Here is a 24,479-nt window from a genome sequence, read left to right as displayed (position 1 = left end):
ATGAGCACGCGACAGGGACCGCTGCCGAAGACCGCGGACAAGACGCCTCAGCAAGTCCAGGAAATGGCGCCCGCCGAGCGGGACGCCTACCTGCAGCAGAAGGCCGAAGAGGGCGTCGACCCCGGCAGCTGGCTGTTCGGGCCGGTCCAGCAGTGGATCGCCCAGGCACAGGCGAAGAACCAGTCCCAGGAGATGGGCGACAAGAACGTCGCGGCGGCCACCAAGGGCCGTGACGTCGAGTACGTCTCGGGCCTGAACGCGCCGAACGCGGACTACAAGGGCAGCGACCACACCCAGCTCAAGGCCTACCTCGACAGCAACCTGAACGTCGACCAGGTCTCCGACGTCTCGACCGCCTACCACGAGGTCCACAAGGTCTTCGAGAAGTTCGGCACGTCGATGAACACGGCCGTGAACGCGTCCAAGGGCACCTGGGAAGGCAGCGCGGCCACGAACGCGCAGTCCTACTTCACGAGCCTCGGCAAGTGGTCGGACGCGAACGGGCAGAACGCGAAGCTCGCGTCGGAGACCATCTACGACCAGGGCCAGGCAGCTGCCACCGCCAAGAACTCGATGCCGGCCCCCATCCCGTTCAGCTGGACCGACGAGATGAAGAACTGGGCGACGTCCAACCCGTTCAGCCTGCCGGACAACGTCGACAAGTCCCTGCAGAAGCAGAAGGACAGCCAGGCCGCGCACGACGAGGCCGCCGGCGTGATGTCGACCTACGACAAGAACCTCTACGAGGCCGCGTCGAAGCAGCCTGCCTTCGCGCCGCCGCCCAGCTTCAGCACCGGGGGCGGCACCGGCGACCCCAACGGGACCGGCGACAAGAACGGGATCAACAACCCGTCCGGCGTCGACATGCCGGGTGCCAGCTCGGTGAACACGCCGAGTGGCAGCCACAACAGCAGCAGTAGCAGCAACAACTTCACCAGCGGGAACATCCCCGGCCCGAACGTCACGCCGCACATCTCCGGGCCCGGTTCGACCACCGGCGCCGGGTTGCTCCCGGCGAGCACCACCACGCCGTCCAGCTTCCTGCCGGGCGGGGTGCCGAGCGGGTCGACGTCGAACCCGAACACGTCCATGGGCGGCATGCCGATGAGCCCGATGCCGATGGGTGGCGGCATGGGCGGCGGGTTCGGCGGCGACGAGGCCTACAACTCCAAGATCGGCGGCGGCGCCGGAGGCGGTGGCCGGGGCGGTTCCGGCTTCGGGCCCGGTGGCTCCGGTGCCGGCAGCGCGACCGGCGCGGGTGCCGCCTCGGGCGCGGCCCGGCCGGGTGGCATCGGCGCGGCCGAAGCGGCCGCCGGGCGCGGCATGGGCGGGCTGGGCGCGGGCGGTGGCGCCGCGGGCCGCGGTGGCATGGGCTCGGGCGGCGGCATGGGCCGGGGCCAGAAGGGCGAAGGCGACGAGGACACGGAGCACTCGCGCCCGACGTACCTGGTCGAGGGTGACCCCGACGAGGTCTTCGGCACCGACATGCGCACCGCACCGCCCGTCATCGGCGAATAACGGCAGACGCGAAAGCCCCGCACCGGACACCCGGTGCGGGGCTTTTCGCGTCCACGCTGGTCGCGGAACCAGTAGCCTTCGCTGCGCGTCGGACAGCGGGGAGGCCGGGATGACACCTGAGGAATGGCTGGCGAACTTCGAGACGAAGATCGCCGACGTGCGCGAGAAGGCCGAAGAGTTCCGCGTCGGGCTCGAGGCCGCCGGCACCACCGTCGCTTCGCCCGACGGGACGATCCGCGTCGGGGTCGCGCCCAACGGCTCGCTGACCGACCTGCAGCTCACCGACGCCGCGGTGGCCGGCAGGTCCGGGGCCAAGCTCGCCGAGGAGATCCTCAAGCTCGCCCGCAAGGCGCAGCGTGACGCCGCGGTGAACGTCGCGGCCGCGTTCGCGCCGCTGGGCGGGGACTCCGAGGCCATGCACATGGTCACCGGCTACGTCCCGCCGGAGGAGCCCGAGGAGCCGCCGGCGCCCGAGCCGATCCGCGAACGCCGGCTCTGGCAGCACGAGGAGCCGGAAGCCACGCCGGCGCCGCCGCCACCGCCACGCCGCCCGGCACGACCACCGCGTGAGGACGACGACGACTTCGGCGACTCCGGCATCATGCGCCGCGACTGAGGGGACCCCGACATGACCACCGCCACGTCCGGCGCCGGCATCTTCGACACCTACTCCGGCCTCGTCGACTCGATCACCGCCGACTCCGAGTCCGAGGGCTCGCACGTCCTCGACGTCTCCATCAGCGCGGCCGGTGCCGTCGTCGACACCATCGGCGCCGCCGCCGACCCGCTCGGTGCCGTCCTCAACGCGGGTGTCGGCTGGCTGCTGGAGCACATCAGCTTCCTGCGCGAGCCGCTGGACGCCCTGCTGGGCAATCCCGACGAGATCAACGCCAACGTCGACCAGCTCAAGTCCGCGGCGGCCGAGATGCACACCGTCGCCCAGGAGCACCGGGACGACCTGCGCAGCGTCGCCGAGTGGACCGGCCAGGCCGCCGACGCCTACCGCGACAGCCTCACGAAGATGGCCGAGGAGCTCGAATCACTCGGCAAGACGCTCGACGGGACGGCGGCCGTCGCGGGCATCTCCGGCATGCTCGTCTGCACCCTGCGCGGCATCGTCTTCGGCCTGATCTCGTCGGTGATCGCCGAGCTCATCCGGGACGCGCTGATCGCGGCGGCCTCGGCGGTGTGCACCTTCGGCGGCTCGATCGCCGCGTTCTGCGGGGTCGCGTCGGCCCGCGCCGCGGCGACCGCGTCGAAGATCGCCGGCAAGATCAGCAAGCTCCTGGAGGGCTTCGCGCGCCAGGGCGGCCGGCTGGCGAAGCTGCTGGAGGCGATGGAGAAGCTCACCAAGGGCCTCGACCGGTTCTCCACGGTCGGCGGCCTCGCGATGGGCGCCTACCAGGCCGCGAAGCCCTACGACGCGCAGCCGTCGGAGGCCTGACATGGCGACCCACCACACGAGCACACCGCACCACACCAGCACGCCCCACCACACGGACACGACGCCGACGCACCACGAGTCGTCCACCCCGCACCCGACCGAGCCCCGCCCGGCGCGGGAGCCGCACCCGGCAGGCGGCGGTTCCGCGGGTGGCGGGTACGCGCTGCACACGGACTCCCTGCACACCATGGAGAGCAACCTCGGCGCCACGAAGGACAAGGTGCACGCGGTCGGCCGGACCGTCTCCGGGGCCAACTTCGGCGCCCAGTCGATGGGCGTGGTCGGCTCCACGATGACCGGGACGCTCAACAGCACCGTCTCGGGGGCCAAGGAGCACGTCACCCGCGCGGGCAAGGCGGTCGAGGACGCCGGCGCACGCACCAAGGCGGTCCGCGAGCACTACCAGACCACCGAGGCGAACGCGGCCGACACGATGACCGCGGCGGGCAAGCGTGTGGACGCCCCGACCGAGAAGACCGCGGCGGGCGGTTCAGGCCCACCCCCGCCCCCGTCTCCGCCCCCGCCGCCCCCGCCGGGTGGCGGCGGCATGGACAACAACCGGGGCCACCACGCCACGGACGACGAGCTGCACGGCCAGTACACGCGCGACTCGATGCAGACCCGCCCGACCTCGACGGACGACCAGATCCGCGCCACCGCAGCCAGGTTGGGCTACGACCCGGACCGGCACCTGGCGATGACGATGCAACCGACGGCGAACCTGACCCCGGCCCAGCGAGCGGAGATCGTCGCGGTGCGCAACGAGCTGCCCGCCAACCCGGGCGAGATCATGACGAAGGTGGTGAAGCCGGAGATGGGCGAAGCGACGCTGCAGAACAGGACCAGCTACGTGGAGCTCAGCACCGGCGACACCAAGACCTTCGACCCCGGCCAGGTCGGCGGATCGGTGGCGCGCGGCAGCGACACCGCCCAGTACGGAACTCCGGCCGAGTTCCGGGGCAAGCTCGCACTGGACGACAACGGCGCCGGGTGGACGCCGATCGAAGCGGGCGCGCCGCACGCGTACCAGGTCAGGTACCCCGGCGACGCGAGCAAGATGGAGATCAGCTACGGCGGTACGGATGCCGGGACCGCGCACGAGATGCAAGTGCTTTCCGGCCAGCCAGCGCCGCGTCCGTGGGATCCTCCGTTCCTCGGCACGGGCTACACCGGCGGCGGGGTGCCGGAGTGGATCCAGACGCGAGCGGACTACCGTGGCCGAGCCGAGATGTACCTCGTCCACTCGGACGGGACGGAGTCCTTGGCCGGGGTGTACCTCCCGGACCGGGGTTGGTTCGACGTACGTGGCCGAGGAGGCTCGAGTGCCGGGACACCGTAGGATTTCGCCCGCCGAGTACGCGGTGTTCCAGGGCGAGGTCTACCCCGCTGCCGAGCGGGTGCCGGCCGACATGCAGCTCTACCGGGACGGCACGCCCTGGCGGCTGGTGCCGATCGCCGATCTTGACGAGTGGTACACCGTCCGCACCTACGGCACCTTCCTCGAGCACGAGTTCGAGGTCTACCACGAAGAAGACGGCACGTACTTCATCGGAGTGGTCGGGCGGGGCGACGGGCATTGGCTCGCCGAGACCTGGGCCAAGCCGGAGGAACACCCCGAGGTCGGCTTCCAGCGAATGGACCAGTTCACCTTCGAAGCCACGGTGCCGAAGGACATGGTCAGCGACCTCCGTGAGGTGCGCACCGACAGCCTGAACCGACCGAAGGAAACCGATGAGTTCTGACGCTCCTGCCGGCCTGGCGGGCGGCACCGTGGTGCAGCTGCCGGTCAAGCCCGGCCTCGTCGGGCTCTACCTCGGCAACGTCATCGTGCCCGGGCGCTTCGAACCGCATCGCGTCCAAGGCTTCGCCGGGCGCGCCGAGGACGTCGCCGAGCTCGACACCGCCGCCATGATCCGGAACTACGGGCTCGCGAAGATCCCCGGCTGGGGGCCGCTCGACGAGCTGTACCTGCTCAAGTTCCCGGCCGGCCACACCTTTCCGTTCCGCACCTCCTACGGCGCGTCGGACCGGGAGATCGCGGCCGAGTTCGGGGTCGCGCGGGTGTACCCGCCGCCGTTCCTCGGCACGGGTTACTTCCCCGGCGTCGACCACCCGCTGCCCGAGTACGTCCTGCGGCTGGTCGAGATCCCGGTCGGCGCCGAGCTGTGGGTGCACCGGGCCGACGACGCCGGGACGCGGCTCGGGCAGTACCACAGCCGGAAGGTCGGCTGGATCCCGGAACAGAAGGACGCCTTCGGCGAAGCCACGTTCTTCCCGCCGCCGGTGTCGTTGCCGCCGCTGGTGCGGCGCGGGTACACCGCCCGCTACCGCGGGGGCGACTTCGACGCCGAGTTCGCCGGGCCGGGCCGGGTCGTGCTGCACCCGTTGCCGGGTGCGCCGGCGCCGGCCGACTTCGGGGAGACCTACGGCTTCCGGATGAAGGCCGTCGACCAGGTCGAGCTGGACGAGCTCACGTTCGTGCGGACGCTCTGCCGCTGGCGCGGCGGCACCTTCGAGATCCTCGGCCGGACCCGGGACGCCGCCGACCTGATCCTCGTCGACGAGGACTTCCTGACCGCGCGCGACCTCGGTCTGTCCGAAGTGGACTACCGGGTGTGGCGGCAGACCGTGCCCGCCGCCGAGCTCACCGACGTCCGGGTCGAAGCCGTTCCGGTGCCGTTGGAAGGGCAGTTTCAGTAGCGGTAGAACTTCTCCGCCCGGCCCTGGCGGACCAGCTTCAGCCACTGCAGGAACGCCTTCGGGTCGCGCTTCACGCCGATGAAGTACAGGCCGAAGCGGACGACCTCCAGCGCGCCGATCTTGCGCATTCCCGGCTGCGACAACAGGTAGCCGCGGTTGCGGTAGGTGTAGTAGCGCTTGACCTCGTTCTCCGGGTCCTGCGCGTGGAACTTGCCGCCGAGCATCGGCTTGAACTCGTCCGAGCCGTCCGGGTGCAGGTACTTCGTCTTCAGCGACGTGCCGAACGGCAGGCCCGAGCGAGCCAGCCGGCGGTGCAGTTCCACCTCGTCGCCGCGGAAGAACAGCCGCAGGTCCGGCACGCCGACGACGTCCAAAGTGGACGCGCGGAACAGCGCGCCGTTCATCAGGGACGCGATGCCCGGCAGGAAGTCGACCCCCAGCTCGGACTGCGAACGCTTCCACGTCAGGCCGCGGCGCAGCGGGAACGCGAGCTTCTCCGGGGCGTCGATGTTCGACACCACCGGCGAGATCTCGGCCAGGCCCCGCTTCTCCGCTTCCTCCAGCAGGATGGCCAGCACGTTCTCGTCGGCCGGGCGGCCGTCGTCGTCGGCCAGCCAGACCCAGTCCGCGCCCATCGACAGCGCGTGCAGCATCCCGAGCGCGAACCCGCCGGCGCCGCCGAGGTTCCGGTGCGACGGCAGGTACGTGCAGGGCAGCGGGTAGTTCTCGACGACCTCGCGGGCCGAGTTGTCCGGGCCGTTGTCGACCACCACGAGGTGATCGACCGGCCGGGTCTGGGCCGCGATGACCTTCAGCGAGTCCGCGAGCAGCTCCCGCCGGTGCCGCGTGACGACCACGCCGACGACCGCGCCGTCGGGCAGCTGCCGGGTCTCGCTGGCCATCATTCCCCGCCGTTCGTCGTCGCCACCGGCTCGATGCCCAGGCGCTGCAGCGTTTCCTTGCTCATGTCGATGAACGGGTCGCGGCCCTTGTACCCGGTGAGGACGTCCCGCAGCGAGCCCTGTTGCTTGAGGTGCCCTTCGTCCATCCAGAGGGCCGAGTCGCACAGCTCGAAGAGGAACTCGTCGGAGTGGCTCGCGAACACCAGGATGCCCGAGCGCTTCACGAGGTCCTTGAGCCGGTCACGCGCCTTGTTGAGGAACGCCGCGTCGACCGCGCCGATGCCCTCGTCCAGGATCAGGATCTCCGGGTCGATCGAGGTGACGACGCCGAGCGCCAGCCGCACCCGCATGCCCGTGGAGTAGGTCCGCAGCGGCATCTGCAGGTAGTCGCCGAGCTCGGTGAACTCCGCGATGTCGTCGACCCGCTTCTCCATCTCCTTGGCCGTCATCCCGAGGAAGAGGCCGCGGATGATGATGTTCTCTTCGCCGGAGATCTCGGGGTCCATGCCGATGCCGAGGTCGAAGACCGGCGCGATCTTGCCGGTGATCCTCGACGAGCCGCGGGTGGGCTCGTAGATCCCGGCGAGCAGCCGCAGCAGCGTGGACTTGCCGGCGCCGTTGTGGCCGACCAGGCCGACGCGGTCGCCCTCGCGGAGGTTGAGGGTCACGTCGTGCAGGGCCTCGATGATCGGCACCTTGGTGTCGGTACCGATCTTGCCGCCGACCTTGCCGAGGACGCGCTTCTTCATCGACCGCGTCTTCGCGTCGAAGATCGGGAAGTCGACGTAGGCGTTCTGAACGTCAATGCTGACCATGTTTGTCACACCCAGTAGGAGACGCGGGCACGGTAGTTGCGCATCGCGACGAGCGCGAGCGCCCAGCCGACGATGGTGATGGAGCCGACCACGATCCAGTTGCCCGCGGTGAACGACTGGCCGAGCAACGGTGCCCGGACCACCTGCATGAAGTGGTACAGCGGGTTCAGCTGGATGATCGGCAGCACCCACGAGATGCTCGCGCGGGCCCCGCCACCGAGCAGCTGGTCGACCGGCCACACGATCGGCGTCCCGTAGAACAGCAGCTGGATCAGCGAGTTGATGACCTGCGGGATGTCGCGGAAGCGGGTCGAGATGATGCCCAGCAGCAGCGTCACCCAGCCCGCGTTCAGCGCGAGCAGCAGGAAGCCGGGGATCGCGAGCAGGATGTTCCAGCTCAGGCCCGGGTGGCAGTACAGGTCCACGTGGCAGAGGCCGTCCGGGGAGCCCAAGGAGTACGGGCCGCTCAGCGCGCTGAAGAAGATCACGAGGATGACCACGTAGACGATCATGTTGTGCGCGAGCAGCAGCGTCTGACGCCACACGGTGCGCAGCATGTAGACGCTCAGCGGCGCCGGGAGCTGCTTGATCATCCCCTCGTTGGCGATGAACGTCTCCATGCCCTCGGCCAGGCAGCCACTGATGAAGCCCCAGAGGATGAAGCCGGTGGACAGATAGGGCAGGAACACCTCGATGGGCGAGTGGAACAGCTGTGAGTACAGCAGCCCGAGCCCGAGCGCGATGACCGCCTGGCTGATCGTGATCCAGAAGGGCCCGATCACCGAACGGCGGTAGCGCTGCTTGATGTCCTGCCAGCCGAGGTGACCCCACAGCTCGCGGGCGGAGAAACCGGCCTTGATATCGGCGAAGGCGCGCGAGAACGTCTTGCTGTCCGACGTCGGCGGGGCCGGCGTCGCTACGGGTGAGTCCGCGGCCTGAACCGTGCTGGTGGCATGCACGTGGACGAGGGTACCGATGGGATGAGCGGCGTCCTGGCCACCCCGTCGCTGTGGTAAACGTTCTGGCCGCTATGCACCTGCCCGGGTGCAGCGTCCTGGTACTTTCTCGGCTTATGACTGCTGCTCTCGGCGCGGCGAGCTTGATGGTCAACCTGCTCGCGGCCTACGCCGACCGGCCCGACCCGCGTTCGGTGGCCGTGGTCGGCAACCAGCCACTGCCCCCCGACCCCCAGCGGGCCAAGGCGATCGACGCGTGCGACCTGGTCATCCGGGTCAACGGCTTCGTCGTCGACAAGCCCGGCGAGGAGGTCGTCGGCTCCCGGACGCACGTGGTGGTGTTCAACCGGGCGATCCGCGCGACGCCGTACGTCTTCCAGGACTACCGCAAGCGCCTCTACCTGCTGGTCGAGCCCGGCCGGATGCACTGGGAACCCGAGGACCTGCCGGGCTGGTGGCCCGCCGACCTCGGCGCGGTCCCGGTGTCGAACCGCGAGGTCGTCCTGCCCCTGTCGGACGCGCTGGGCCTGCCCACGCGCGACGAGCCGACGTGGTCGACCACCGGCACCCTGGCCGCCTGGATCGCGCGGACGTCGTTCCCGGGCGCGCAGCTCGTGCTCACCGGGTTCTCGTTCATCGACAACCCGGACCAGACGTCGTGGGAGCACGCCGCCGGCGACTCCTGCATCGTGGGTCCGGAGCACCAGATCGCCGCCGAAGGGCGGCTGCTGGACTCCTGGACCAAGACCGGTGACACCACCCTCCTGCGCTGACGCGCGTCCCCACCCCACGTAAGGAACACCCTCATGGCAGTGCAGAAACTGGGCAGAGGCCTGCTCGAGCGGATCGTCCGGGTCGTCGACTTCCGCGTGGACGAGCGCACCCGCGGGCTCGCCGACCGGGTCAACAACCTCGAGCACGCCACCGCCGACCACCGGCGCCGGCTCGACAGCGCCGAGCACAACCTCGAGCAGGCCCGTGGCGACCTGGGCTGGGCCCGCGCCGAGCTGGACCGGCTGATCCCGCACGTCGCCGCCCAGGAAGGCCGGCTGGAGACGCTGCGCGAGTCGATCTCACTGGTCCCCAACGCCGACACCCCGCAGCTCGCCGAGGCCCGCACGCTGATCGAGGAGATCCAGCGGCAGCACGCGCAGATCCGGGCACGGCTGGCGGGTATCTCTCGCTACGAAGACCGGCTGCGCCGTCTCGAGGACCGGGTCGAAGAGCCCGTCGTCGCTCAGTAGGTGCGCGCCCGGGAGGCCACCGAAGCCGACGCCGAGCTGCTGCTGAGCTGGCGCAACGACCCGCGTACGCGGCAGTCGTCCCGGTCGGCGGCGGTGGTCACCCTGGCCGAGCACCTCGGCTGGCTGCGCGGCGTGCTGGCGGACGAGGAGCGGCTGCTGCTCGTCGTCGACCACGACGATGAGCCGGTCGGCACCGTCCGGTTCGACCGGCGTGACGGCGACGGCTGGGAGGTCAGCATCACGCTCGCCCCGGAGAGCCGCGGCCGCGGGCTGTCCGGGGCGGTGCTCGCCGAGGGGGAGCGGGCGGCGCGGGAGCACCTCGGCGTCCGGGTCGTGCTGGCCGCCGTCCACCAGGACAACACGGCTTCGGCGAAGCTGTTCGAGCGCGCCGGGTACGCCGAAGCCGCGCCTGCCGTCAGCGGGTTCCGGCAGCTGCGCAAGACTCTGACGTGACCTGACCCGTTCCACCTGGGAGGCGGCACCCATGCACGACATCCGGTTCGGCGCGCACCAGATCGGCCCGGGCCACCCGCCGTTCGTGATCGCCGAGATGTCCGGCAACCACAACGGCGATCTCGACCGGGCCCTGGCCATCGTCGACGCCATCGCGGAGACCGGCGCGCACGCGGTCAAGCTGCAGACCTACCGGCCGGACACGATCACCATCGACGTCGACGCCCCGGCGTTCCGGATCGGCGACTCGCACTCCCTCTGGGGCGGCGAGAACCTGTACAAACTGTACGAAAAGGCCCACACGCCCTGGGAGTGGCACGCGCCGATCTTCGAGCGCGCCCGCGCCAAGGGCCTGGAGATCTTCTCCAGCCCGTTCGACCCGACGGCCGTCGAGCTGCTGGAGTCGCTGGACGCGCCGGCGTACAAGATCGCGTCGTCGGAGATCGTCGACCTGCCGCTCATCGACCTCTGCGCGCGCACGGGCAAGCCGCTGGTCATCTCGACCGGCATGGCGAACGTCGCCGAGATCGACGCCGCCGTCCGCACCGCCCGCGCGGCGGGCAACGACCAGCTGATCGTGCTCGGCTGCACCGCGAGCTACCCGGCATCGCCGCGGGAGAGCAACCTGCGCGGGCTGCCGCTGCTGGCCGGCCTGACGCAGACGCTGGTGGGCCTGTCGGACCACACCCCGGGCATCGGCGCGCCGGTCGCGGCCGTCGCGCTGGGCGCGGTGGCGATCGAGAAGCACGTCACGCTGGCCCGCGCCGACGGTGGCGTCGACTCGGAGTTCTCCCTGGAGCCGCTGGAACTGGCCGGTCTGGTGACCGAGACGCACCGGGCGTGGGAAGCGCTGGGCGAGCCCGTGCTGGGCCCGCGCGAGAGCGAGAAGGAGGGCCTGCGGCTGCGCCGGTCCCTCTACGTCGTCGAGGACGTCCGGGCCGGGGACGAGGTGACGGCGGCGAACGTGCGGTCGATCCGGCCCGCCGGCGGCCTGGCCCCGGCCGAGATCACGGCCGTGGTGGGGCGCACCTTCCGCGTCGACGCCGCGAAGGGCACGCCCCTGACCTGGGACCTCGTCTAGAAGAACGCGCGCACGGCGTCGACAACGCGGTCGACGTCGGCGTCCGTCAGCGACGGGAACAGCGGCAGCGAGAGCTCCTGCTCGTAGTACGCCTCGGCGTTCGGGCAGAGCCCGCGCCGGTAGCCGAGGTCCTCGAACACCGGGTGCCAGTACACCGGGATGTAGTTGACCTGGACGCCGATGCCGACCCCGCGCAGGTGCTCGAACAGCGCCTTGCGACGGCCCTCCAGCACCCGCAGCGGGTAGAGGTGCCACACGGGGTCGGCGCCCGGGCGGCTCGGCGGGGTCGCGACGCCGTCGACGTCCGCGAACGCGGCGGTGTACCGGGCGTGGATCTCGGCGCGGCGCTTCTTGAACTCCGCGAGCCGGGTGAGCTGGCTGCTGCCGAGCGCGCAGAGCACGTCCGGCAGCCGATAGTTCAGCCCGAACTCGTGCACCTCCTGGTGCCAGGCGCCTTCGTCCGGGTAGCGCTGCTCGGCGCGGTCGCGGACCAGGCCGTGGTTGCGGAACTTCCGGGCGCGGTCCAGCAGGTGCGCGTCCGGGGTGACGACCGCGCCGCCCTCGGCGGTGGTGAGGTTCTTGGTCGGGAAGAACGAGAACGTCGTCAGGTCGGCGATCGAGCCCACCGGGCGGCCCTGCCACGCGCCGCCGACGGAGTGCGCCGCGTCCTCCAGCAGCAGCGCCCCGGCGTCGTGCGCGAGCTTGCCGAGGGCGTCCAGCTCCGCGGGGTGACCCGCGTAGTCGACGGCGGCGACGACCTTCGTGCGTTCGGTCACCGCGTTGGCGGCCGCTTCGACCGAAAGGTTTCCGGTGTCCGCTTCGACGTCGGCGAAGACCACCTTGGCGCCGAACAGCGCCGCGGTGGCGGCCGTCGCCACGAACGTCATCGGGGGGACGACGACCTCGTCACCCGGTTTGATGCCCGCGGCCGCGTACGCGACGTGCAGAGCGGCCGTTCCCGACGTCACGGCGACCGCCGGGGTGCCGCCGGTGTGCGCCGCGAGGTCCGTCTCGAACTGCTGGACCGCGGGTCCGGTGGTCAGCCAGTCGCCACGAAGCACGTCGACGACCGCCTCGATGTCCGCGTCGCTGATCGACTGGCGGCCGTACGGCAGGAACGGCTCAGCCATACTGCTCGACCAGTTCGCGCAGCTCCTTCGCGTCCAGCCACAGGTCGTTCGTGTCGGAGCGGTAGGCGAACCCGTCGGGCATCGGCTTGCCGTCCGCCGGTGACTCGTAACCCCAGCCCGCGAGGTGCGGCTGGACGACGTAGCGGTCGGCCAGCTGGACCGTCCGGCGCGCGTCGTCCGGCGCGATCATCTCCTCGTGCAGCTTCTCGCCGGGCCGGATGCCGACCTCGTGCATCTCGCTGCCCGGCGCGATCGCCTGGGCCAGGTCGACCAGCCGCATGCTCGGGATCCGCGGCACGTACAGCTCACCGCCGCGCATCTGGTCGAACGAGTCGACGACGAACCGCACGGCCTGGGGGAGCGTGATCCAGAAGCGGGTCATCTCCTTGTGCGTGATCGGCAGCGACTCGCCCTGCTCGGCGAGCTTGCGGAAGAACGGGATGACGCTGCCGCGCGAGCCCATCACGTTGCCGTAGCGGACCACGGAGAACCGGGTCACGTGCGCGGCCGCGTAGTGGTTGCCGCTGATGAACATCCGGTCCGCGCACAGCTTCGTGGCGCCGTACAGGTTGATCGGGCTGGACGCCTTGTCCGTCGACAGCGCGACGACTTTCTTGACGCCCGTGTCGATCGCGGCCTCGATCACGTTCTGCGAGCCCATGACGTTGGTCTGGACGAACTCGAACGGGTTGTACTCACCGGTGTCGACCTGCTTGAGCGCGGCGGCGTGCACGACGTAGTCGACGCCGTGCATGGCGCGCTCCAGCCGGCGCCGGTCGCGGACGTCGCCGATGAACCAGCGCAGGCGCGGGTCGTCGTTGAACAACTGCCGGGCTTCGTACTGCTTGAGCTCGTCGCGGGAGAGCACGACCAACCGGCTCGGGTTCAGTTCGGCGAGGGCGTGCGCGATGAACGCCTTGCCGAAGGAACCGGTCCCGCCGGTGAGCAGGATGCTGGAGCCATCCAGCTCGGACATCGTTGACCTCCGCGTTTGGGGTTGGGTGCCGTCGGACATCATGTCACCCATGCGTGGAGCGCCCGGTGTCAACGCCGTCATCCAGGCCCGGTCGACGTCGACCAGGCTGCCCGGCAAGGTGCTGCGCCCGCTGGCCGGCCGCAGTGTGCTGGGCTGGGTCGTCCGGGCCGCGGCCACCGCTCCCGGCGTCGACCAGGTGATCGTCGCGACCTCGGCCGACGCCTCGGACGACGCCGTCGCCGCCGAGGCCGCTTCGTGTGGTGCCGCGGTCGTCCGGGGTCCGCTCGACGACGTCCTCGCGCGCTTCGCGCTGGCGCTGGACGAACACCCGGCCGACGCCGTGATCAGGCTCACCGCCGACTGCCCGCTGCTGGACCCGTCGCTGATCGGCCAGCTCGCGACGCTCTGGCGGGCCCAGCCGTCGCTGGACTACGTCAGCACGACGCTCGTCCGGACGCTGCCGCGCGGGTTCGACGCCGAGCTGGTGCGCGCCTCGGCGTTGGCCGAGCAGGTCGCGACCGCCACGGGCGCGCACCGCGAACACGTCACGTCGGGCATCTACTCGCAGCCTTCGCGCTATTCGTGCACCGGGATCGTGGTGAGCCCGGCGGCCGGCGACCTGCGGGTGACGTTGGACACCGCGGAGGACTGGTCGCTCCTGGAAGCGGTGGTGGCCGAGCTGGGCGACCGGGTCGGCGACTGGCGGGCCGTGGTCGCGCTGCTGCGCTCGCGGCCGGACCTGGTGGCGCTGAACGCCGAGGTCGAGCAGAAGAAGGTCGGCCAGTGAGGCTGCTCCTGCGGGCGGACTCGTCGGCGTCGATCGGCGCCGGGCACATCTCGCGGGTGGTCGCCTACGCCGAGCGCGCGGTGGCGCGCGGCTGGGAGGTCGCGTTCGCCGGGAGCACGGCGAACGCCGAATGGCTCGCCGCGCGGTTCGACGAGCTGGCGGTGCCGCGGCTCGGGACGTGGAACGCGTCGGGCTTCGACGCGGTGGTGGTCGACCACTACGGCCTCGGTGACCTGCGCGAAGAGGTCAACGCGGCCGGGGCGAAGCTCGTCTCGATCGAGGACGGCGGGTACGGCCGCCGGCCCGCCGACGTCGTCGTCGACTCCGGTTTCGCGCCCGGCCCGCGGCCGGACGACGGCTCGGACGTCCTGCTGCGCGGAATCGCCTACGCGCCGCTGCGCGACGTCGTCCTGCGCACTCGCCGGGTTTCCGCCGCGCCGCCGCTGCACGTCACGGTGGTCCTCGGCGGCGGCGCCGAGTGGACGAAGACGGTCGAGCTGCTGCTTCGCGCCCTGCGCGACACGGAACTGCCGTTCGTGGCGGACGTCCTGGTGCGGGGTGAGCCCGCGCTGCCCGCCCTGCGGCCGGACCAGTCGATCCGGGTCGCGGCGCCGAGCCCGGCGCTGCTGGAGCTGTTCGCGACCACCGACGTCGCCATCAGCGCGGCCGGGGTGACGTTCGTGGAGCTGTGCTGCCTCGGCGTCCCGGCGGCGGCCGTGCAGCTGGTGGCCAACCAGGAGCAGGGCTACCGGGCCGCTTTGGAGCTGGGCCTCGCGGCCGGGCTGGGCCACGCGGACACGCTCGCTTCCCGGCTGCCGGAGGCGACGGCGGTGTTGCGCGAGCTGTTGTCCGACGCCTCGCTCCGCCGGACGCTGTCCGCGACGGCGTCGTCCACAGTGGACGGTCGCGGCGTCGACCGGGTGCTGGATTCCCTCTGATCGAGGACTCTCACTGTCCGCGATCGTTCATAGGGTCGTGGCATGACGATCACCCCGTTCCGCATCGACGTTCCGCAGGCCGACCTCGACGACCTCCGCACGCGGCTCGCGAAGACCCGCTGGCCCGACCAGCCCGCCGGCGCCGGGTGGCGGCTCGGCGCGCCGGTCGATTATGTGAGTGAGCTGGCGGAGTACTGGCGCGTGGGTTTCGACTGGCGGGCGCAGGAGGCGCGGCTCAACGCCTTCCCGCAGTTCACGACGACCATCGACGGGACGAACGTGCACTTCCTGCACGTGGAGTCCCCGGAACCGGCCGCGACGCCGGTGCTGCTCACCCACGGCTGGCCGGGCTCGATCGTCGAATTCCTCGACGTGATCGGCCCGTTGACGGATCCCCGCGCCTACGGCGGCGACCCGGCGGACGCGCTGCACGTGGTCGTCCCGTCGATCCCCGGTTACGGGTTCTCCGGCCCGACGCCGACGCCGGACTGGGGCCCGGACCGCGTCGCGCGGGCGTTCGCGGAACTGATGACCCGCCTGGGTTACGAGGAGTTCGGCGCCCACGGCGGTGACTGGGGCGCGATCATCTCGCGTGAGCTGGCGGTTCAGTTCTCCGCGCGGGTCCGGGGGATCCACGTGACGATGCTGGCTTCGGCGGTCGCCCGCGACGAAAGTGACTTCGAGGGCCTGAGCGGCACGGAACTCGTTGCGGCACAACGCTCTCTGGAGAAGGGACGCAAGTTCTCGTACGAGGGCACGGGTTACGCGATGATCCAGTCGACGAAGCCGCAGACGCTGGCCTACGGCCTGCACGACTCACCGGCGGGCCAGCTGGCGTGGATCGCGGAGAAGTTCAGGTCGTTCTCGAACACGACAGAGGACCTCATCGACCGTGACGACCTCTTGGCGGACGTCTCGATCTACTGGTTCACCGGCACGGCCAACTCGTCGGCGCGCCTGTACGCGGCGCTGACCGGAGGCTGGGGAGCCCCGCCGCCGTCGAACACGGTCCCGACCGGAGTGGCGGTCTTCCCGGACGACATCGGCCTGCCGATCCGGACGCTGGCGGAGCGAACGGACAAAATCGTCCACTGGACGGAGTTTCCCCGGGGAGGCCACTTCCCGGCTTTGGAGGAACCGGACGCCCTGATCGGCGACATCCGGACGTTCTTCCGCTCGCTGTCCTGAAGGCCGCGGAGCACGCGGTGGGCCCAGCCGGCCAGCCGAACCACGAGATGGCGCGGGGCAGACCGCCGTCGGAGGAACGGTGGCCTGCTTCGCGCGGATAAACGCTGGCGCGGCCAACCAAGTGGGCTCGGCTACCGGAACACCGACGAGCAGCCGCCGCTCAGCAGACAGCGCCCCCGCCGAGGCCCCAAGCCACGGCAGGCAGCTTTTGCTCCGGCCGGCCCTAGAGGGACCAGACATCCCCCACCGCTCCCAGGGGGGCGTCCCCAAGTCCAGTCTATCGGCGCCCTCGGACTAGACCCTCGAAAAGCAGGTTGTCCACAGAGGTTGTCCACAACTCCACCAGCCTGTGGACAACTCAGAAGGCCCCGAGAAAGCCGTGAAGGCCTCTTGCCCGGCCACAAGAGCCGGGACGGAGGCCTTCACGGACCAAATCTCAGAGGTACTGACCCGTCCCGGAGATCCCCGGTCCGTGCCCCTCGAGCCCCGGCATGCCCGCGGCCGCCGACGGACCCGCCGGCAGACCCCGGCGCATCTGCTCCAGCTGGACCCGCGCCGCCATCTGCTGGGCGAACAGCGCGGTCTGTATTCCGCTGAACAACCCCTCCAGCCAGCCCACCAGCTGGGCCTGCGCGATCCGCAGCTCCGCATCGGACGGCGTCGAGTCGTCGGTGAACGGGTGGACCAGGCGGTCCAGTTCGTCGCGCAGTTCCGGCGCCAGCGAGTTCGACAGCTCCTTCACGGAGGTCTGGTGGATCTCGCGCACGCGGTTCCGGGACGCGTCGTCGAGCGGGGCCGCGCGGACCTCCTCCAGGAGCTGCTTGATCATCGTGCCGATCCGCATCACCTTGGCCGGCTCTTCGATCAGCTCGCCGACCGCCTCGGCGTGCTCCGCGCCCTCGAGGGGTTCGCCGTCCGGTCCGACTACCACCACGTGGGGTGAAGATTCTTGGCCGGCGTCACCCGCTGTGCCCGATTCCCGGAAGTTCGGCTCGGTCATGTGCTCCATCCTGGCCCGTGTTCAACACGCTCCGCGACGCCCGCGGGGTGTCCGTGTCCGAGCGTAGCCGTAAACCGTCTTCCCGGTGGTTCTCCACCCAACCCCGGGCGCACGGCGAAACCGCACGTCCGTACGGTGTCCCCATGGCGTTCGACGTCGCTCGTATCCGTGGGCTCTTTCCCGCGCTGGGTGACGGCTGGATCCACTTCGACGGCGCCGCCGGAATGCTGGTCCCGGAACAGGTCGCTTCGGCTGTTTCGACGGCGATGCGAGCCCCGGTGTCGGGGCCGGGTGGAGCGTTTCCGGCCTCACAGCGCGCGGAAAGCATCGTGACCGCGGCCCGCAGGGCCGTGGCCGACCTGGTCGGTGCCGACCCGGCCGCCGTCGTGCTCGGACCCAGCGCGCCCGTGATGCTGCGCCGGCTCTGTGACGCACTCGCCGAGCGGTGGACGATCGGTGACGAGGTCGTCGTCTCCCGGCTCGATGAGCAGGCCAACCTCGCGCCGTGGCAACGCGCCGCGAAGCGGGTCGGCGCGGTCGTGCGCTGGGGCGAGATCGACATCGAGACCTGCGAGCTGCCCGCGTGGCAGTACGAGCAGCTCGTCTCGGCGCGCACGAAGGCCGTCGCCGTCACGCTTGCCTCGGGGTCCGTCGGCACCCGGCCGGACGTCCCGACGATCATCGAGTTCGCCAAGCGCGTCGGCGCGCTGGTCGTCGTCGACGCCACGTACGCCGCGCCGTTCCTGCCGCTGGACATCAACGCCCTCGGCGCCGACGTCATGGTCGTGTCCGCGCAGGCCTGGGGCGGCCCTTCGGTGGGCGCGCTGGTGTTCCGCGACCCCGAACTGATCGAACGCATCTCGTCCGTCTCGCTCGACCCGGCGGCACGCGGCGCGGCCCGGCTCGAGCTGGGCCCGCACGCCTACCCGCTGCTGGCCGGGCTGATCGCGTCCATCGACTACCTCGCGGGCCTCGACGACGCCGCCTCCGGGTCGCGCCGCGAACGCCTCGTCACCTCGCTCGGCTCGGCGAAGTCGTACCACGCCGGGCTGCTCGCGCAGCTGTCGACGGAACTGCTGTCGCTGCGGCACATCATGGTCATCGGCAACGCCATGCGCCGGATCCCCGCGCTCGCCTTCGCCGTCGCCGGGAAGAAATCGCCCGAAGTCGCCGAATACCTGGCCTCACAAGGGTTGTGCGCGTTCGCCGACGACGGAGCGGCCGGCGTCTTCGCGTCACTCGGCGTCGGAGAAGTGGGCGGCGCCGTGCGGATCGGGCTCGCCCACTACTCCAACGTCTTCGAGATCAACCAGCTCGTCAGGGTGCTCGAAGAGCTGCGTTAAGACTTCGCGGTCAGCAGGATCTTCCCGAACACACTGCCCTCTTCCATGGCCCGGTGCGCGGACGCGGCTTCGGCCATCGGGATCACCTGGCCGATGATCGGCTTGACCGCACCGTCGGAAACGAGCGGCCACAGGCGTTCCCGGACGTCGGCGACGATCGCCGCCTTCTGGTCCAGTGGCCGGAAACGCAGACCCGCGGCGAACACGTCGGCCCGCTTGCCGAGCAGCGCGCCGACGTTCAGCTCGCCCTTGACCCCGCCCTGCATGCCGATGATCACGAGCCGCCCGTCGGTCTTGAGGACGTCGACGTTGCGGCCCAGGTAGGACGCGCCCATGTTGTCGAGGACGACGTCCGCGCCGCCGGTCTCCTTGCGGAGCACCTCGACGAAGTCCTCTTCCTTGTAGTTGATCGTGAGGTCGGCACCGAGCTGGCGGCAGCTTTCGAGCCGCGCCGCCGAGCCGGCGGTGACCGCGACGGTCGCGCCCAGTGCCTTGCCCACCTGGATCGCGTGCGTGCCGATGCCGCCGGCGCCGCCGTGGACCAGCAGCACCTCGCCCTCGGCGAGCTTCGCGTGCATCACGACGTTCGCCCACACCGTGCAGGCGACCTCGGGCAGCCCGGCCGCGGTGATCAGGTCGACCTCACCCGGTACCGGCAGCAGCTGCCCGGCCGGGACGACGACCTTCTCCGCGTAGCCGCCGCCGGCGAGCAGCGCGCAGACCTCGTCGCCGACGTTCCACCCCTCCACGCCCTCACCGAGTTCGGCGATCGTGCCGGAGCACTCCAAACCGATGGTTTCGCTGGCGCCGGGCGGCGGGGGGTAGTGCCCCTGCCGCTGGAGCAGATCGGCCCGGTTGACGGCGCTCGCGGCGACGTCCAGGAGGACCTCGCCGGCGCCGGGCCGCGGATCCGCGACCTCCGTCCATTCGAGAACGTCCGGCTCACCTGGCTCACGGATGGTGATCGCGTACATGCGTCGACCGTATACCGGTGGGTGAGAGTCCCGCCGAATGACGCATTGACGTACCTCCCATATCGCACAAAAGTGAGCAACCATGTCACTCTTCCGAAAAAGACTCGTCCCGCCGGTGGCCCTGGCCGCCTGCGCGACGCTCGTGCTCGGCTTGACCCCGGCCGCCGCGGCGAACACCGCCCCCGACGGCCCCGCGCTGGCGAAACAGCTCGTCAAGAAGGTCGACATCAACGGTGTCAACCGGCACCTGATCGCGCTGCAGCGCATCGCCGACACCAACGGCGGCACGCGGGCGGCCAGCACCGACGGCCACAAGAAGTCCGCCGAGTACATCGCCACCAAGCTCGAGGCGGCCGGCTTCCAGGTGACCCGCCAGGAGTTCCCGTTCACCTACGCGGAGACCCTGGCCGAGAAGCTCACCGCCGGCGGCGCGAACGTGCCGATCATCGCGATGGAGTACACCCCGTCGACCCCGGTCGGCGGCATCACCGCGCCGCTCTCGGTCGTCGCGGTCGACGACACCAGCGGCTGCGAGGCCACCGACTACACCGCCGACGTCGCCGGCAAGATCGCGCTGATCAAGCGCGGCGGCTGCCCGTTCGCCCAGAAGCAGGCGACGGCCGCGGCCGCGGGCGCGATCGGCGCCATCGTCTACAACAACACCGACGGCGACCTGAACGGGACGCTCGGCGACCCGGCCGACGCGAAGATCCCGACCGGCGGCGTGACCGCGGCCGCGGGCGCGCAGCTGGCGACGCTCGGCGGCCAGTCCGTGACGCTGGAGCTTCGGGCCTTCCAGGAGGCGCGGACCAGCTACAACGTCATCGCCGAGACCAAGTCCGGGCGCAAGGACAACGTCGTGATGCTCGGGTCGCACCTCGACAGCGTCCCGGCCGGCCCCGGCATCAACGACAACGGCACCGGCTCGGCGACCCTGCTCGAGACGGCGCTGCAGCTGGGGAGCAGCCCGAAGGTCAACAACGCCGTCCGCTTCGGGTTCTGGAGCGCGGAGGAGTTCGGCCTGATCGGCTCGACCTACTACGTCGACTCGCTGAGCTTCGAGCAGCAGCTCGACATCGCGCTGTACCTGAACTTCGACATGATCGGCTCGCCGAACGCCGGGTACTTCGCCTACGACGGTGACGACTCCGACGGTGTCGGCGCGGGCCCGGGCCCGTACGGCTCGGCGCAGATCGAGAAGACCTTCGTCGACTACCTGCAGGCCGCGCGGGGTGTGTCCCTCGAGGGCACCGACTTCACCGGCCGTTCGGACTACGGCGAGTTCATCGCCGTCGGCATCCCGGCCGGTGGCCTGGACACCGGCGCCGAGGTCCTGAAGACCCCGGCGCAGGCGGCGAAGTGGGGCGGCACGGCGAACATCGCGTTCGACCCGTGTTACCACCAGGCCTGCGACAACCTGGGCAACATCGACCGGGTCGCGCTGGACCGCAACGCGGACGGCGTCGCCTGGGCCCTCGGTGTGTACGCGACGAGCACCGAGACGATCAACGGCGTCAAGCCGGGCAAGGCGAAGACGGTCAAGCAGAAGGCCGCCGAACGCAGCGGGCAGCGGAACTTCTCCGCGCACGCTGTCGCCGGTGACCCGCACGCGCTGACCGCCTGAGGACAGGCAGAAGGGGCCGTCCCGACCTCGGGGCGGCCCCTTCGTCATGTCTTAGCCCAGGTTGTTGGTGCCGAAGGTGTCGCAGCGGGCCGGGTCACCGGTCTGGAAGCCGGTGGTGAACCACTTCTTGCGCTGCGCGGACGTGCCGTGGGTGAACTGCGAGCTGTCCACCTGCCCGCCGCCGAGCTTGGTCTGGATGTAGTCGTCGCCGATCCGGGACGCCGTGTCCAGCGCGGACGCGATGTCGTCCTGCGTGATGTCGAGGATCAGCGGCTTGCCGGTGTCGGTCGGCGTGGTCGTCGCGTGGTTGCCCCAGACGCCCGCGTAGCAGTCGGCCTGCAGCTCGAGCCGGACCGAGCCCGACGTCGGGCCGGTGCCGGTGCCCTTCTTGGACGTGCCGAGCAGGTTCTGCACGTGGTGGCCGTACTCGTGCGCCAGGACGTAGGCCTCGGTGAACTGGCCGCCCTGCGCGCCGAAGCGCGTCCTCAGCTCGTCGAAGAAGCTCAGGTCGATGTAGACCTCGGAGTCGGCCGGGCAGTAGAACGGCCCGGTGTCCGACGTGGCGCTGCCGCACCCGGTGCGGACGCCGCCGTTGAAGAAGTTCGTCGGCGCCTTCCGGTAGGTCGAGCCGGAGCGCGCGAACTGCTGCGCCCAGTAGTCCTGGACGGAGTTGACGATCGCGACGATGGCGCAGTCGTGGTTCTTGTTCGCGTCCGCGCCGGTCTTGCAGGTGCTCGCGAGCTGGGAGTTGTCGACCTGCTGCCCGGAGCCGACGCTGCCGAGCCCGCCGCCGCTGCCCAGGTTCACCGCCCCCGGGCTGATCCCGCCGAGCTGCGAGATCACGAAGTAGATGATCAGCCCGACCACGCCGAGCCCACCACCACCGAGCGCCACGCGGCCGCCGATCCCGCCGCCACCACCACCGCTGCCGCGCATGTCCTGGACTTCGGAAGCGTCCAGGCCCGCGTCGTCGTCGAATCTCACGCGGCAGATCGTAGCCGGACAACGTCCTGGGCGCGGCCTTCGCGGCCACGCCCAGGACTTGTACCGAGGTTGTCTCTAGTAGAGCGGCTGGCCGCGTACGGACCGGCGTTCAGGCGCTGTCGCCACGGTTGCTGAGACCGCGGCCTGACACAGGCCCGATCGACGCCGAATGCGTGAACGCATGGAAGCCCGCGCGGTGCTGTTCGCAGTGAGGCCGGTTCGGGCCTCGGTCACGACCGACCCGGTAGGTGTCCGTTCCGGTCGCGGGGACGCAGCTGGCGGTCAACCGCGAAAATCACCCGTCACGCAACCACCTGACCTCTCTGGCGGGGAGCCGGGCCGGCACGTCGCCGTCGTCGCGCCTATACCCTGGCCGACCATCCACCGACAAGCAGAATGCGCCTTTTCGCGCCGAGTCTCAACCTTTTCGTAACCCCACCTTCGGGCGATGTTGCAACGGCATTTTTACCGGTAGACAACTCGGACTCGGACCGCGCGGTCCCTTGATCAACGTTCTACGCTGCCTTATGACCGAGGAGCGGCCTGTGCAGTGGTTGGACGATGCCGAGATGGCGGCGTGGCGCTCCTACATCGTCGCGACCCTGAAGCTGCGGCAGCGGCTGCACCGTGAACTGGCCGACCGGCACGACGTCTCGCTGACCGACTACGAGGTGCTCGTCTGCCTGGAGATGCAGCCGGAGCACCGGATGCGGATGACGGAGCTGGCCGTGCTCATGGGATCGACGAAGAGCCGGCTGTCCCACCAGATCGGCCGCCTCGAGGACGCGGGGATGGTCCGGCGGGTCCGCGACCCGGAGGACAAACGCGGCGTCATCACGGAGCTGGCGGACGAAGGCGTGACGCTGCTGCAGTCGGCGGCGCCGACCCACGTCGAAGGGGTGCGCGAGCACCTGATCGACCTGCTGAGCCCTGAAGAGCAGGCGACGATCGCCTCGGCGTTCGGCCGGGTGCTGGAGCACCTGGCTGAGGTGGAGAGCTGACGCTTCGCGCGTCAGCCGGCTTGCGGTAGCGGTGGGATTCGAACCCACGGAGAGGTTGCCCCCTCGCATGTTTTCAAGACATGTTCCTTCGGCCGCTCGGACACGCTACCTCTGCTGACGAGGGTAGCCGACGGTCTTTCGCGGCAACCTGAGCCCGGCCCGGGGCGTGCTCGGGACATGGTGAGACGGCTGAGTTACCTGGTGCCCGTGGTGGTTGTGCTCGGCGGCCTGGTGATGATCGTGCTGAGCGCGAGGGCGCGAGCGGACGAGAACCGCTCGGCCGGGGTCTTCCCGGGACGGATCGTCGCCGTCGGCCGGAGCCAGACCGTTGACGTTGACTTCGCCGGACCCGACGGGCGGACCACGACGGCGACCGTCCGGCCGAGCAAGGGGCTCGTCACCGGCAGCGCGGTCCGGGTCCGGGTGTGGCCCGGTGAGCACCGGGCCGCGCTCGACCACGGCGTTTCCCACGAGACGACGATGGCGGTCGGCGGCGTGGTGGTCCTGCTCGGCTTGGGAGGCGGGGTCGGCACCTTCGTGCGACACCGCCGTGCGGACGCTAGCTCCAGGTGAGCGTCAAAGCCGCGCCCTGGGTCCGGCCTGCCTCTGCGGCCGGGGTGCGGGTCGACGGGTCCAGCGGGTTCTGGCCGATCGCCGCCACCGAGGCTTCGTCCGGGCTGAGCGCCGCGATCTCCGCGCCCGCCGCTCGCAGGTCCTCCAGCACGGCGAGGAGCGCTTTCTCCCCGGGCAGCGGCGATTCGAGGCCCATCGGCGCGATCACGGTGACGCGGGTGGCGCTCGCCGCGTAGTCCGCGTTCTCGCCGCGGACGCCGCCGTCGATGTAGCGGCGGCCGTCGATCGTGACCGGGGGCCAGATGCCCGGGACCGCGCAGCTCGCCGCCACCGCGTCCACCAGCGGCACTCCGGACTCGCGGTCGAGCAGCCGTGGTTCGCCCGTTTCCGCGTCGACCGCCACCAGGACGATGCGCTGGGCCGGCCAGTCGTGGGACGGCAGCCGCGCGGCGATCACCGCGAGGCGGTCCGCTTCGGGCACCGTTTCGGCCGCTAGCGCCATCTCGCCGACCCGTTGGCGCACCTGGGCGGGCGAGCCGGCGTCCGCGAACACGGCGCCGAAGTCCGCGACGAACTTCTCCATGTCGATCTCGGCCGGGATCTCCGGGGTCTGCCGCGCCGGGTCGGCCTGGCGCGCGAAGAGGTCCGCCAGCGCGACGCCGCTGGTGATCTGCGCCGCGACCGTCGCGCCCGCCGACGTGCCGACGATCAGATCCGCGCCGGTCAGGTCCTGCCCGCGCTCGGCCAGCCCGGCCAGCAGTCCCGTCGTCCACGCGATCCCGGCGACCCCGCCGCCACCCAGCACCAAAGCCTGTCCGCTCATGCCGGGAACCCTAACGGGACCCACC

Annotated in this window: 26 protein-coding genes and 1 tRNA gene; 17 read left to right on the top strand and 10 right to left on the bottom strand. The window is 70.7% G+C overall.

Translation table 11 applies throughout. The features are described from left to right. From ACIOD2_RS19985 to ACIOD2_RS19960, 6 genes are all read left to right on the top strand, one after another. Window positions 1-1,518, top strand: a complete 1,518-nt coding sequence (locus tag ACIOD2_RS19985; protein WP_400539877.1) for a hypothetical protein — start codon at window positions 1-3, stop codon at window positions 1,516-1,518. A 109-nt stretch (window positions 1,519-1,627) separates the two neighbouring features. After that, a complete protein-coding gene (locus ACIOD2_RS19980; RefSeq protein ID WP_400539875.1) occupies window positions 1,628-2,134 on the top strand; it encodes a YbaB/EbfC family nucleoid-associated protein in 507 nt (168 codons plus the stop codon). 12 nt (window positions 2,135-2,146) lie between these two features. Then, window positions 2,147-2,962, top strand: coding sequence for a WXG100 family type VII secretion target (locus ACIOD2_RS19975; protein ID WP_400539873.1), 816 nt, complete (start codon window positions 2,147-2,149; stop codon window positions 2,960-2,962). Window position 2,963: 1 nt separating this feature from the next. Continuing rightward, on the top strand, window positions 2,964-4,301 hold the full coding sequence (locus ACIOD2_RS19970) for a hypothetical protein (protein WP_400539871.1): 1,338 nt from the start codon (window positions 2,964-2,966) through the stop codon (window positions 4,299-4,301). Then, the gene (locus ACIOD2_RS19965; protein WP_400539869.1) at window positions 4,285-4,704 is read left to right on the top strand and encodes a hypothetical protein; all 420 of its coding nucleotides are present in this window, start codon (window positions 4,285-4,287) and stop codon (window positions 4,702-4,704) included. The genes ACIOD2_RS19970 and ACIOD2_RS19965 overlap by 17 nt, the downstream gene beginning before the upstream one ends. Then, a complete protein-coding gene (locus ACIOD2_RS19960; RefSeq protein WP_400539867.1) occupies window positions 4,694-5,662 on the top strand; it encodes a hypothetical protein in 969 nt (322 codons plus the stop codon). The genes ACIOD2_RS19965 and ACIOD2_RS19960 overlap by 11 nt, the downstream gene beginning before the upstream one ends. Here the strand turns inward: ACIOD2_RS19960 and ACIOD2_RS19955 are convergent. The 3 genes from ACIOD2_RS19955 to ACIOD2_RS19945 are packed head-to-tail and all read right to left on the bottom strand — an operon-like array spanning window position 5,656 to window position 8,338. Continuing rightward, on the bottom strand, window positions 5,656-6,564 hold the full coding sequence (locus tag ACIOD2_RS19955) for a glycosyltransferase (protein ID WP_400539865.1): 909 nt from the start codon (window positions 6,562-6,564) through the stop codon (window positions 5,656-5,658). The genes ACIOD2_RS19960 and ACIOD2_RS19955 overlap by 7 nt on opposite strands. Next, window positions 6,564-7,379 carry an ABC transporter ATP-binding protein gene (locus ACIOD2_RS19950; protein WP_400539863.1) on the bottom strand — a complete coding sequence of 272 codons (816 nt, stop codon included), beginning with the start codon at window positions 7,377-7,379 and terminating at the stop codon, window positions 6,564-6,566. Before ACIOD2_RS19950 ends, ACIOD2_RS19955 begins: the two co-directional genes overlap by 1 nt. Before the next feature lie 5 nt (window positions 7,380-7,384). Next, window positions 7,385-8,338: an ABC transporter permease gene (locus ACIOD2_RS19945; protein WP_400539861.1), complete on the bottom strand. Its 954-nt coding sequence runs from the start codon at window positions 8,336-8,338 to the stop codon at window positions 7,385-7,387. Between the two features lie 143 nt (window positions 8,339-8,481). Between ACIOD2_RS19945 and ACIOD2_RS19940 the strand changes: the two genes are divergently transcribed. From ACIOD2_RS19940 to pseI, 4 genes are read left to right on the top strand one after another with little or no spacing between them, the layout of a single operon-like run. Next, on the top strand, window positions 8,482-9,108 hold the full coding sequence (locus ACIOD2_RS19940; RefSeq protein ID WP_323329717.1) for a glycosyltransferase family 29 protein: 627 nt from the start codon (window positions 8,482-8,484) through the stop codon (window positions 9,106-9,108). A 33-nt stretch (window positions 9,109-9,141) separates the two neighbouring features. Further along, the gene (locus tag ACIOD2_RS19935; protein WP_400539859.1) at window positions 9,142-9,579 is read left to right on the top strand and encodes a hypothetical protein; all 438 of its coding nucleotides are present in this window, start codon (window positions 9,142-9,144) and stop codon (window positions 9,577-9,579) included. Then, window positions 9,580-10,032 carry a GNAT family N-acetyltransferase gene (locus ACIOD2_RS19930; protein ID WP_400539857.1) on the top strand — a complete coding sequence of 151 codons (453 nt, stop codon included), beginning with the start codon at window positions 9,580-9,582 and terminating at the stop codon, window positions 10,030-10,032. It abuts the gene before it with no gap. Window positions 10,033-10,063: 31 nt separating this feature from the next. Next, window positions 10,064-11,113: a pseudaminic acid synthase gene (pseI, locus tag ACIOD2_RS19925; protein WP_400539855.1), complete on the top strand. Its 1,050-nt coding sequence runs from the start codon at window positions 10,064-10,066 to the stop codon at window positions 11,111-11,113. On the opposite strand, the gene pseC is transcribed toward pseI, so the two are convergent. Further along, window positions 11,110-12,243: a UDP-4-amino-4,6-dideoxy-N-acetyl-beta-L-altrosamine transaminase gene (gene pseC / locus ACIOD2_RS19920; protein ID WP_400539853.1), complete on the bottom strand. Its 1,134-nt coding sequence runs from the start codon at window positions 12,241-12,243 to the stop codon at window positions 11,110-11,112. The genes pseI and pseC overlap by 4 nt on opposite strands. Beyond that, the gene (gene pseB, locus ACIOD2_RS19915; protein WP_400539851.1) at window positions 12,236-13,219 is read right to left on the bottom strand and encodes a UDP-N-acetylglucosamine 4,6-dehydratase (inverting); all 984 of its coding nucleotides are present in this window, start codon (window positions 13,217-13,219) and stop codon (window positions 12,236-12,238) included. The genes pseC and pseB overlap by 8 nt, the downstream gene beginning before the upstream one ends. Window positions 13,220-13,259: 40 nt before the next feature. On the opposite strand from pseB, the gene ACIOD2_RS19910 reads away from it, so the two are divergent. Genes ACIOD2_RS19910 through ACIOD2_RS19900 form a run of 3 tightly spaced genes read left to right on the top strand, consistent with a single transcriptional unit; the run spans window position 13,260 to window position 16,132 of the window. After that, the gene (locus ACIOD2_RS19910) at window positions 13,260-14,006 is read left to right on the top strand and encodes a cytidylyltransferase domain-containing protein (protein WP_400539849.1); all 747 of its coding nucleotides are present in this window, start codon (window positions 13,260-13,262) and stop codon (window positions 14,004-14,006) included. Next, entirely contained in the window at window positions 14,003-14,944 is a 942-nt protein-coding gene (locus ACIOD2_RS19905; protein WP_400539847.1) for a spore coat protein, read from the top strand. Before ACIOD2_RS19910 ends, ACIOD2_RS19905 begins: the two co-directional genes overlap by 4 nt. Window positions 14,945-14,986: 42 nt before the next feature. Then, window positions 14,987-16,132 carry an epoxide hydrolase family protein gene (locus ACIOD2_RS19900; protein ID WP_400539845.1) on the top strand — a complete coding sequence of 382 codons (1,146 nt, stop codon included), beginning with the start codon at window positions 14,987-14,989 and terminating at the stop codon, window positions 16,130-16,132. A gap of 436 nt (window positions 16,133-16,568) precedes the next feature. Here the strand turns inward: ACIOD2_RS19900 and ACIOD2_RS19895 are convergent, their stop codons facing one another. Beyond that, window positions 16,569-17,141 carry a bacterial proteasome activator family protein gene (locus ACIOD2_RS19895; RefSeq protein WP_400539843.1) on the bottom strand — a complete coding sequence of 191 codons (573 nt, stop codon included), beginning with the start codon at window positions 17,139-17,141 and terminating at the stop codon, window positions 16,569-16,571. Window positions 17,142-17,275: 134 nt separating this feature from the next. Between ACIOD2_RS19895 and ACIOD2_RS19890 the strand changes: the two genes are divergently transcribed. Then, on the top strand, window positions 17,276-18,475 hold the full coding sequence (locus tag ACIOD2_RS19890; protein WP_400539841.1) for a cysteine desulfurase-like protein: 1,200 nt from the start codon (window positions 17,276-17,278) through the stop codon (window positions 18,473-18,475). Here the strand turns inward: ACIOD2_RS19890 and ACIOD2_RS19885 are convergent. Beyond that, complete coding sequence (locus ACIOD2_RS19885; protein ID WP_400539839.1) at window positions 18,472-19,449, bottom strand: NAD(P)H-quinone oxidoreductase; 978 nt, start codon at window positions 19,447-19,449, stop codon at window positions 18,472-18,474. The genes ACIOD2_RS19890 and ACIOD2_RS19885 overlap by 4 nt on opposite strands. A gap of 82 nt (window positions 19,450-19,531) precedes the next feature. Here ACIOD2_RS19885 and ACIOD2_RS19880 point away from each other — a divergent pair, with 82 nt between their 5' ends. After that, a complete protein-coding gene (locus ACIOD2_RS19880) occupies window positions 19,532-21,073 on the top strand; it encodes a M28 family metallopeptidase (RefSeq protein WP_400539837.1) in 1,542 nt (513 codons plus the stop codon). 51 nt (window positions 21,074-21,124) lie between these two features. Here the strand turns inward: ACIOD2_RS19880 and ACIOD2_RS19875 are convergent, their stop codons facing one another. Beyond that, window positions 21,125-22,057: a neutral zinc metallopeptidase gene (locus ACIOD2_RS19875; RefSeq protein ID WP_400539835.1), complete on the bottom strand. Its 933-nt coding sequence runs from the start codon at window positions 22,055-22,057 to the stop codon at window positions 21,125-21,127. A 527-nt stretch (window positions 22,058-22,584) separates the two neighbouring features. Here ACIOD2_RS19875 and ACIOD2_RS19870 point away from each other — a divergent pair. Then, a complete protein-coding gene (locus tag ACIOD2_RS19870; RefSeq protein WP_400539833.1) occupies window positions 22,585-23,058 on the top strand; it encodes a MarR family winged helix-turn-helix transcriptional regulator in 474 nt (157 codons plus the stop codon). 23 nt (window positions 23,059-23,081) lie between these two features. Here the strand turns inward: ACIOD2_RS19870 and ACIOD2_RS19865 are convergent. Beyond that, window positions 23,082-23,168, bottom strand: a tRNA-Ser gene (locus ACIOD2_RS19865). A gap of 67 nt (window positions 23,169-23,235) precedes the next feature. On the opposite strand from ACIOD2_RS19865, the gene ACIOD2_RS19860 reads away from it, so the two are divergent. Then, window positions 23,236-23,631 (top strand): hypothetical protein, encoded by a 396-nt coding sequence (locus tag ACIOD2_RS19860; RefSeq protein ID WP_400539831.1) that lies wholly within the window; start codon window positions 23,236-23,238, stop codon window positions 23,629-23,631. Here the strand turns inward: ACIOD2_RS19860 and ACIOD2_RS19855 are convergent. Further along, the gene (locus ACIOD2_RS19855; RefSeq protein ID WP_400539829.1) at window positions 23,618-24,454 is read right to left on the bottom strand and encodes a patatin-like phospholipase family protein; all 837 of its coding nucleotides are present in this window, start codon (window positions 24,452-24,454) and stop codon (window positions 23,618-23,620) included. The two genes, ACIOD2_RS19860 and ACIOD2_RS19855, sit on opposite strands and share 14 nt — an antisense overlap. Window positions 24,455-24,479 lie beyond the last annotated feature (25 nt).

The organism is Amycolatopsis sp. NPDC088138 (genome assembly GCF_044741685.1).
Taxonomy (GTDB): Bacteria; Actinomycetota; Actinomycetes; order Mycobacteriales; family Pseudonocardiaceae; genus Amycolatopsis.
The sequence above is the reverse complement of the archived record's forward strand: the minus strand, read 5'-3'. Positions and strand labels throughout refer to the sequence as shown.

Excerpts from the sequence above, each read along its gene's own strand:
- ACIOD2_RS19885 (WP_400539839.1), bottom strand. The coding sequence starts at position 19,449 with ATGTACGCGATCACCATCCGTGAGCCAGGTGAGCCGGACGTTCTCGAA.
- ACIOD2_RS19870 (WP_400539833.1), top strand. The coding sequence starts at position 22,585 with ATGACCGAGGAGCGGCCTGTGCAGTGGTTGGACGATGCCGAGATGGCG.
- pseI (WP_400539855.1), top strand. The coding sequence starts at position 10,064 with ATGCACGACATCCGGTTCGGCGCGCACCAGATCGGCCCGGGCCACCCG.
- ACIOD2_RS19985 (WP_400539877.1), top strand. The coding sequence starts at position 1 with ATGAGCACGCGACAGGGACCGCTGCCGAAGACCGCGGACAAGACGCCT.
- ACIOD2_RS19975 (WP_400539873.1), top strand. The coding sequence starts at position 2,147 with ATGACCACCGCCACGTCCGGCGCCGGCATCTTCGACACCTACTCCGGC.
- ACIOD2_RS19900 (WP_400539845.1), top strand. The coding sequence starts at position 14,987 with ATGACGATCACCCCGTTCCGCATCGACGTTCCGCAGGCCGACCTCGAC.
- ACIOD2_RS19860 (WP_400539831.1), top strand. The coding sequence starts at position 23,236 with ATGGTGAGACGGCTGAGTTACCTGGTGCCCGTGGTGGTTGTGCTCGGC.
- ACIOD2_RS19880 (WP_400539837.1), top strand. The coding sequence starts at position 19,532 with ATGTCACTCTTCCGAAAAAGACTCGTCCCGCCGGTGGCCCTGGCCGCC.
- ACIOD2_RS19895 (WP_400539843.1), bottom strand. The coding sequence starts at position 17,141 with ATGGAGCACATGACCGAGCCGAACTTCCGGGAATCGGGCACAGCGGGT.
- pseC (WP_400539853.1), bottom strand. The coding sequence starts at position 12,243 with ATGGCTGAGCCGTTCCTGCCGTACGGCCGCCAGTCGATCAGCGACGCG.
- ACIOD2_RS19955 (WP_400539865.1), bottom strand. The coding sequence starts at position 6,564 with ATGGCCAGCGAGACCCGGCAGCTGCCCGACGGCGCGGTCGTCGGCGTG.
- ACIOD2_RS19950 (WP_400539863.1), bottom strand. The coding sequence starts at position 7,379 with ATGGTCAGCATTGACGTTCAGAACGCCTACGTCGACTTCCCGATCTTC.
- ACIOD2_RS19960 (WP_400539867.1), top strand. The coding sequence starts at position 4,694 with ATGAGTTCTGACGCTCCTGCCGGCCTGGCGGGCGGCACCGTGGTGCAG.
- ACIOD2_RS19855 (WP_400539829.1), bottom strand. The coding sequence starts at position 24,454 with ATGAGCGGACAGGCTTTGGTGCTGGGTGGCGGCGGGGTCGCCGGGATC.
- ACIOD2_RS19980 (WP_400539875.1), top strand. The coding sequence starts at position 1,628 with ATGACACCTGAGGAATGGCTGGCGAACTTCGAGACGAAGATCGCCGAC.
- pseB (WP_400539851.1), bottom strand. The coding sequence starts at position 13,219 with ATGTCCGAGCTGGATGGCTCCAGCATCCTGCTCACCGGCGGGACCGGT.
- ACIOD2_RS19890 (WP_400539841.1), top strand. The coding sequence starts at position 17,276 with ATGGCGTTCGACGTCGCTCGTATCCGTGGGCTCTTTCCCGCGCTGGGT.
- ACIOD2_RS19935 (WP_400539859.1), top strand. The coding sequence starts at position 9,142 with ATGGCAGTGCAGAAACTGGGCAGAGGCCTGCTCGAGCGGATCGTCCGG.
- ACIOD2_RS19970 (WP_400539871.1), top strand. The coding sequence starts at position 2,964 with ATGGCGACCCACCACACGAGCACACCGCACCACACCAGCACGCCCCAC.
- ACIOD2_RS19940 (WP_323329717.1), top strand. The coding sequence starts at position 8,482 with ATGGTCAACCTGCTCGCGGCCTACGCCGACCGGCCCGACCCGCGTTCG.
- ACIOD2_RS19910 (WP_400539849.1), top strand. The coding sequence starts at position 13,260 with ATGTCACCCATGCGTGGAGCGCCCGGTGTCAACGCCGTCATCCAGGCC.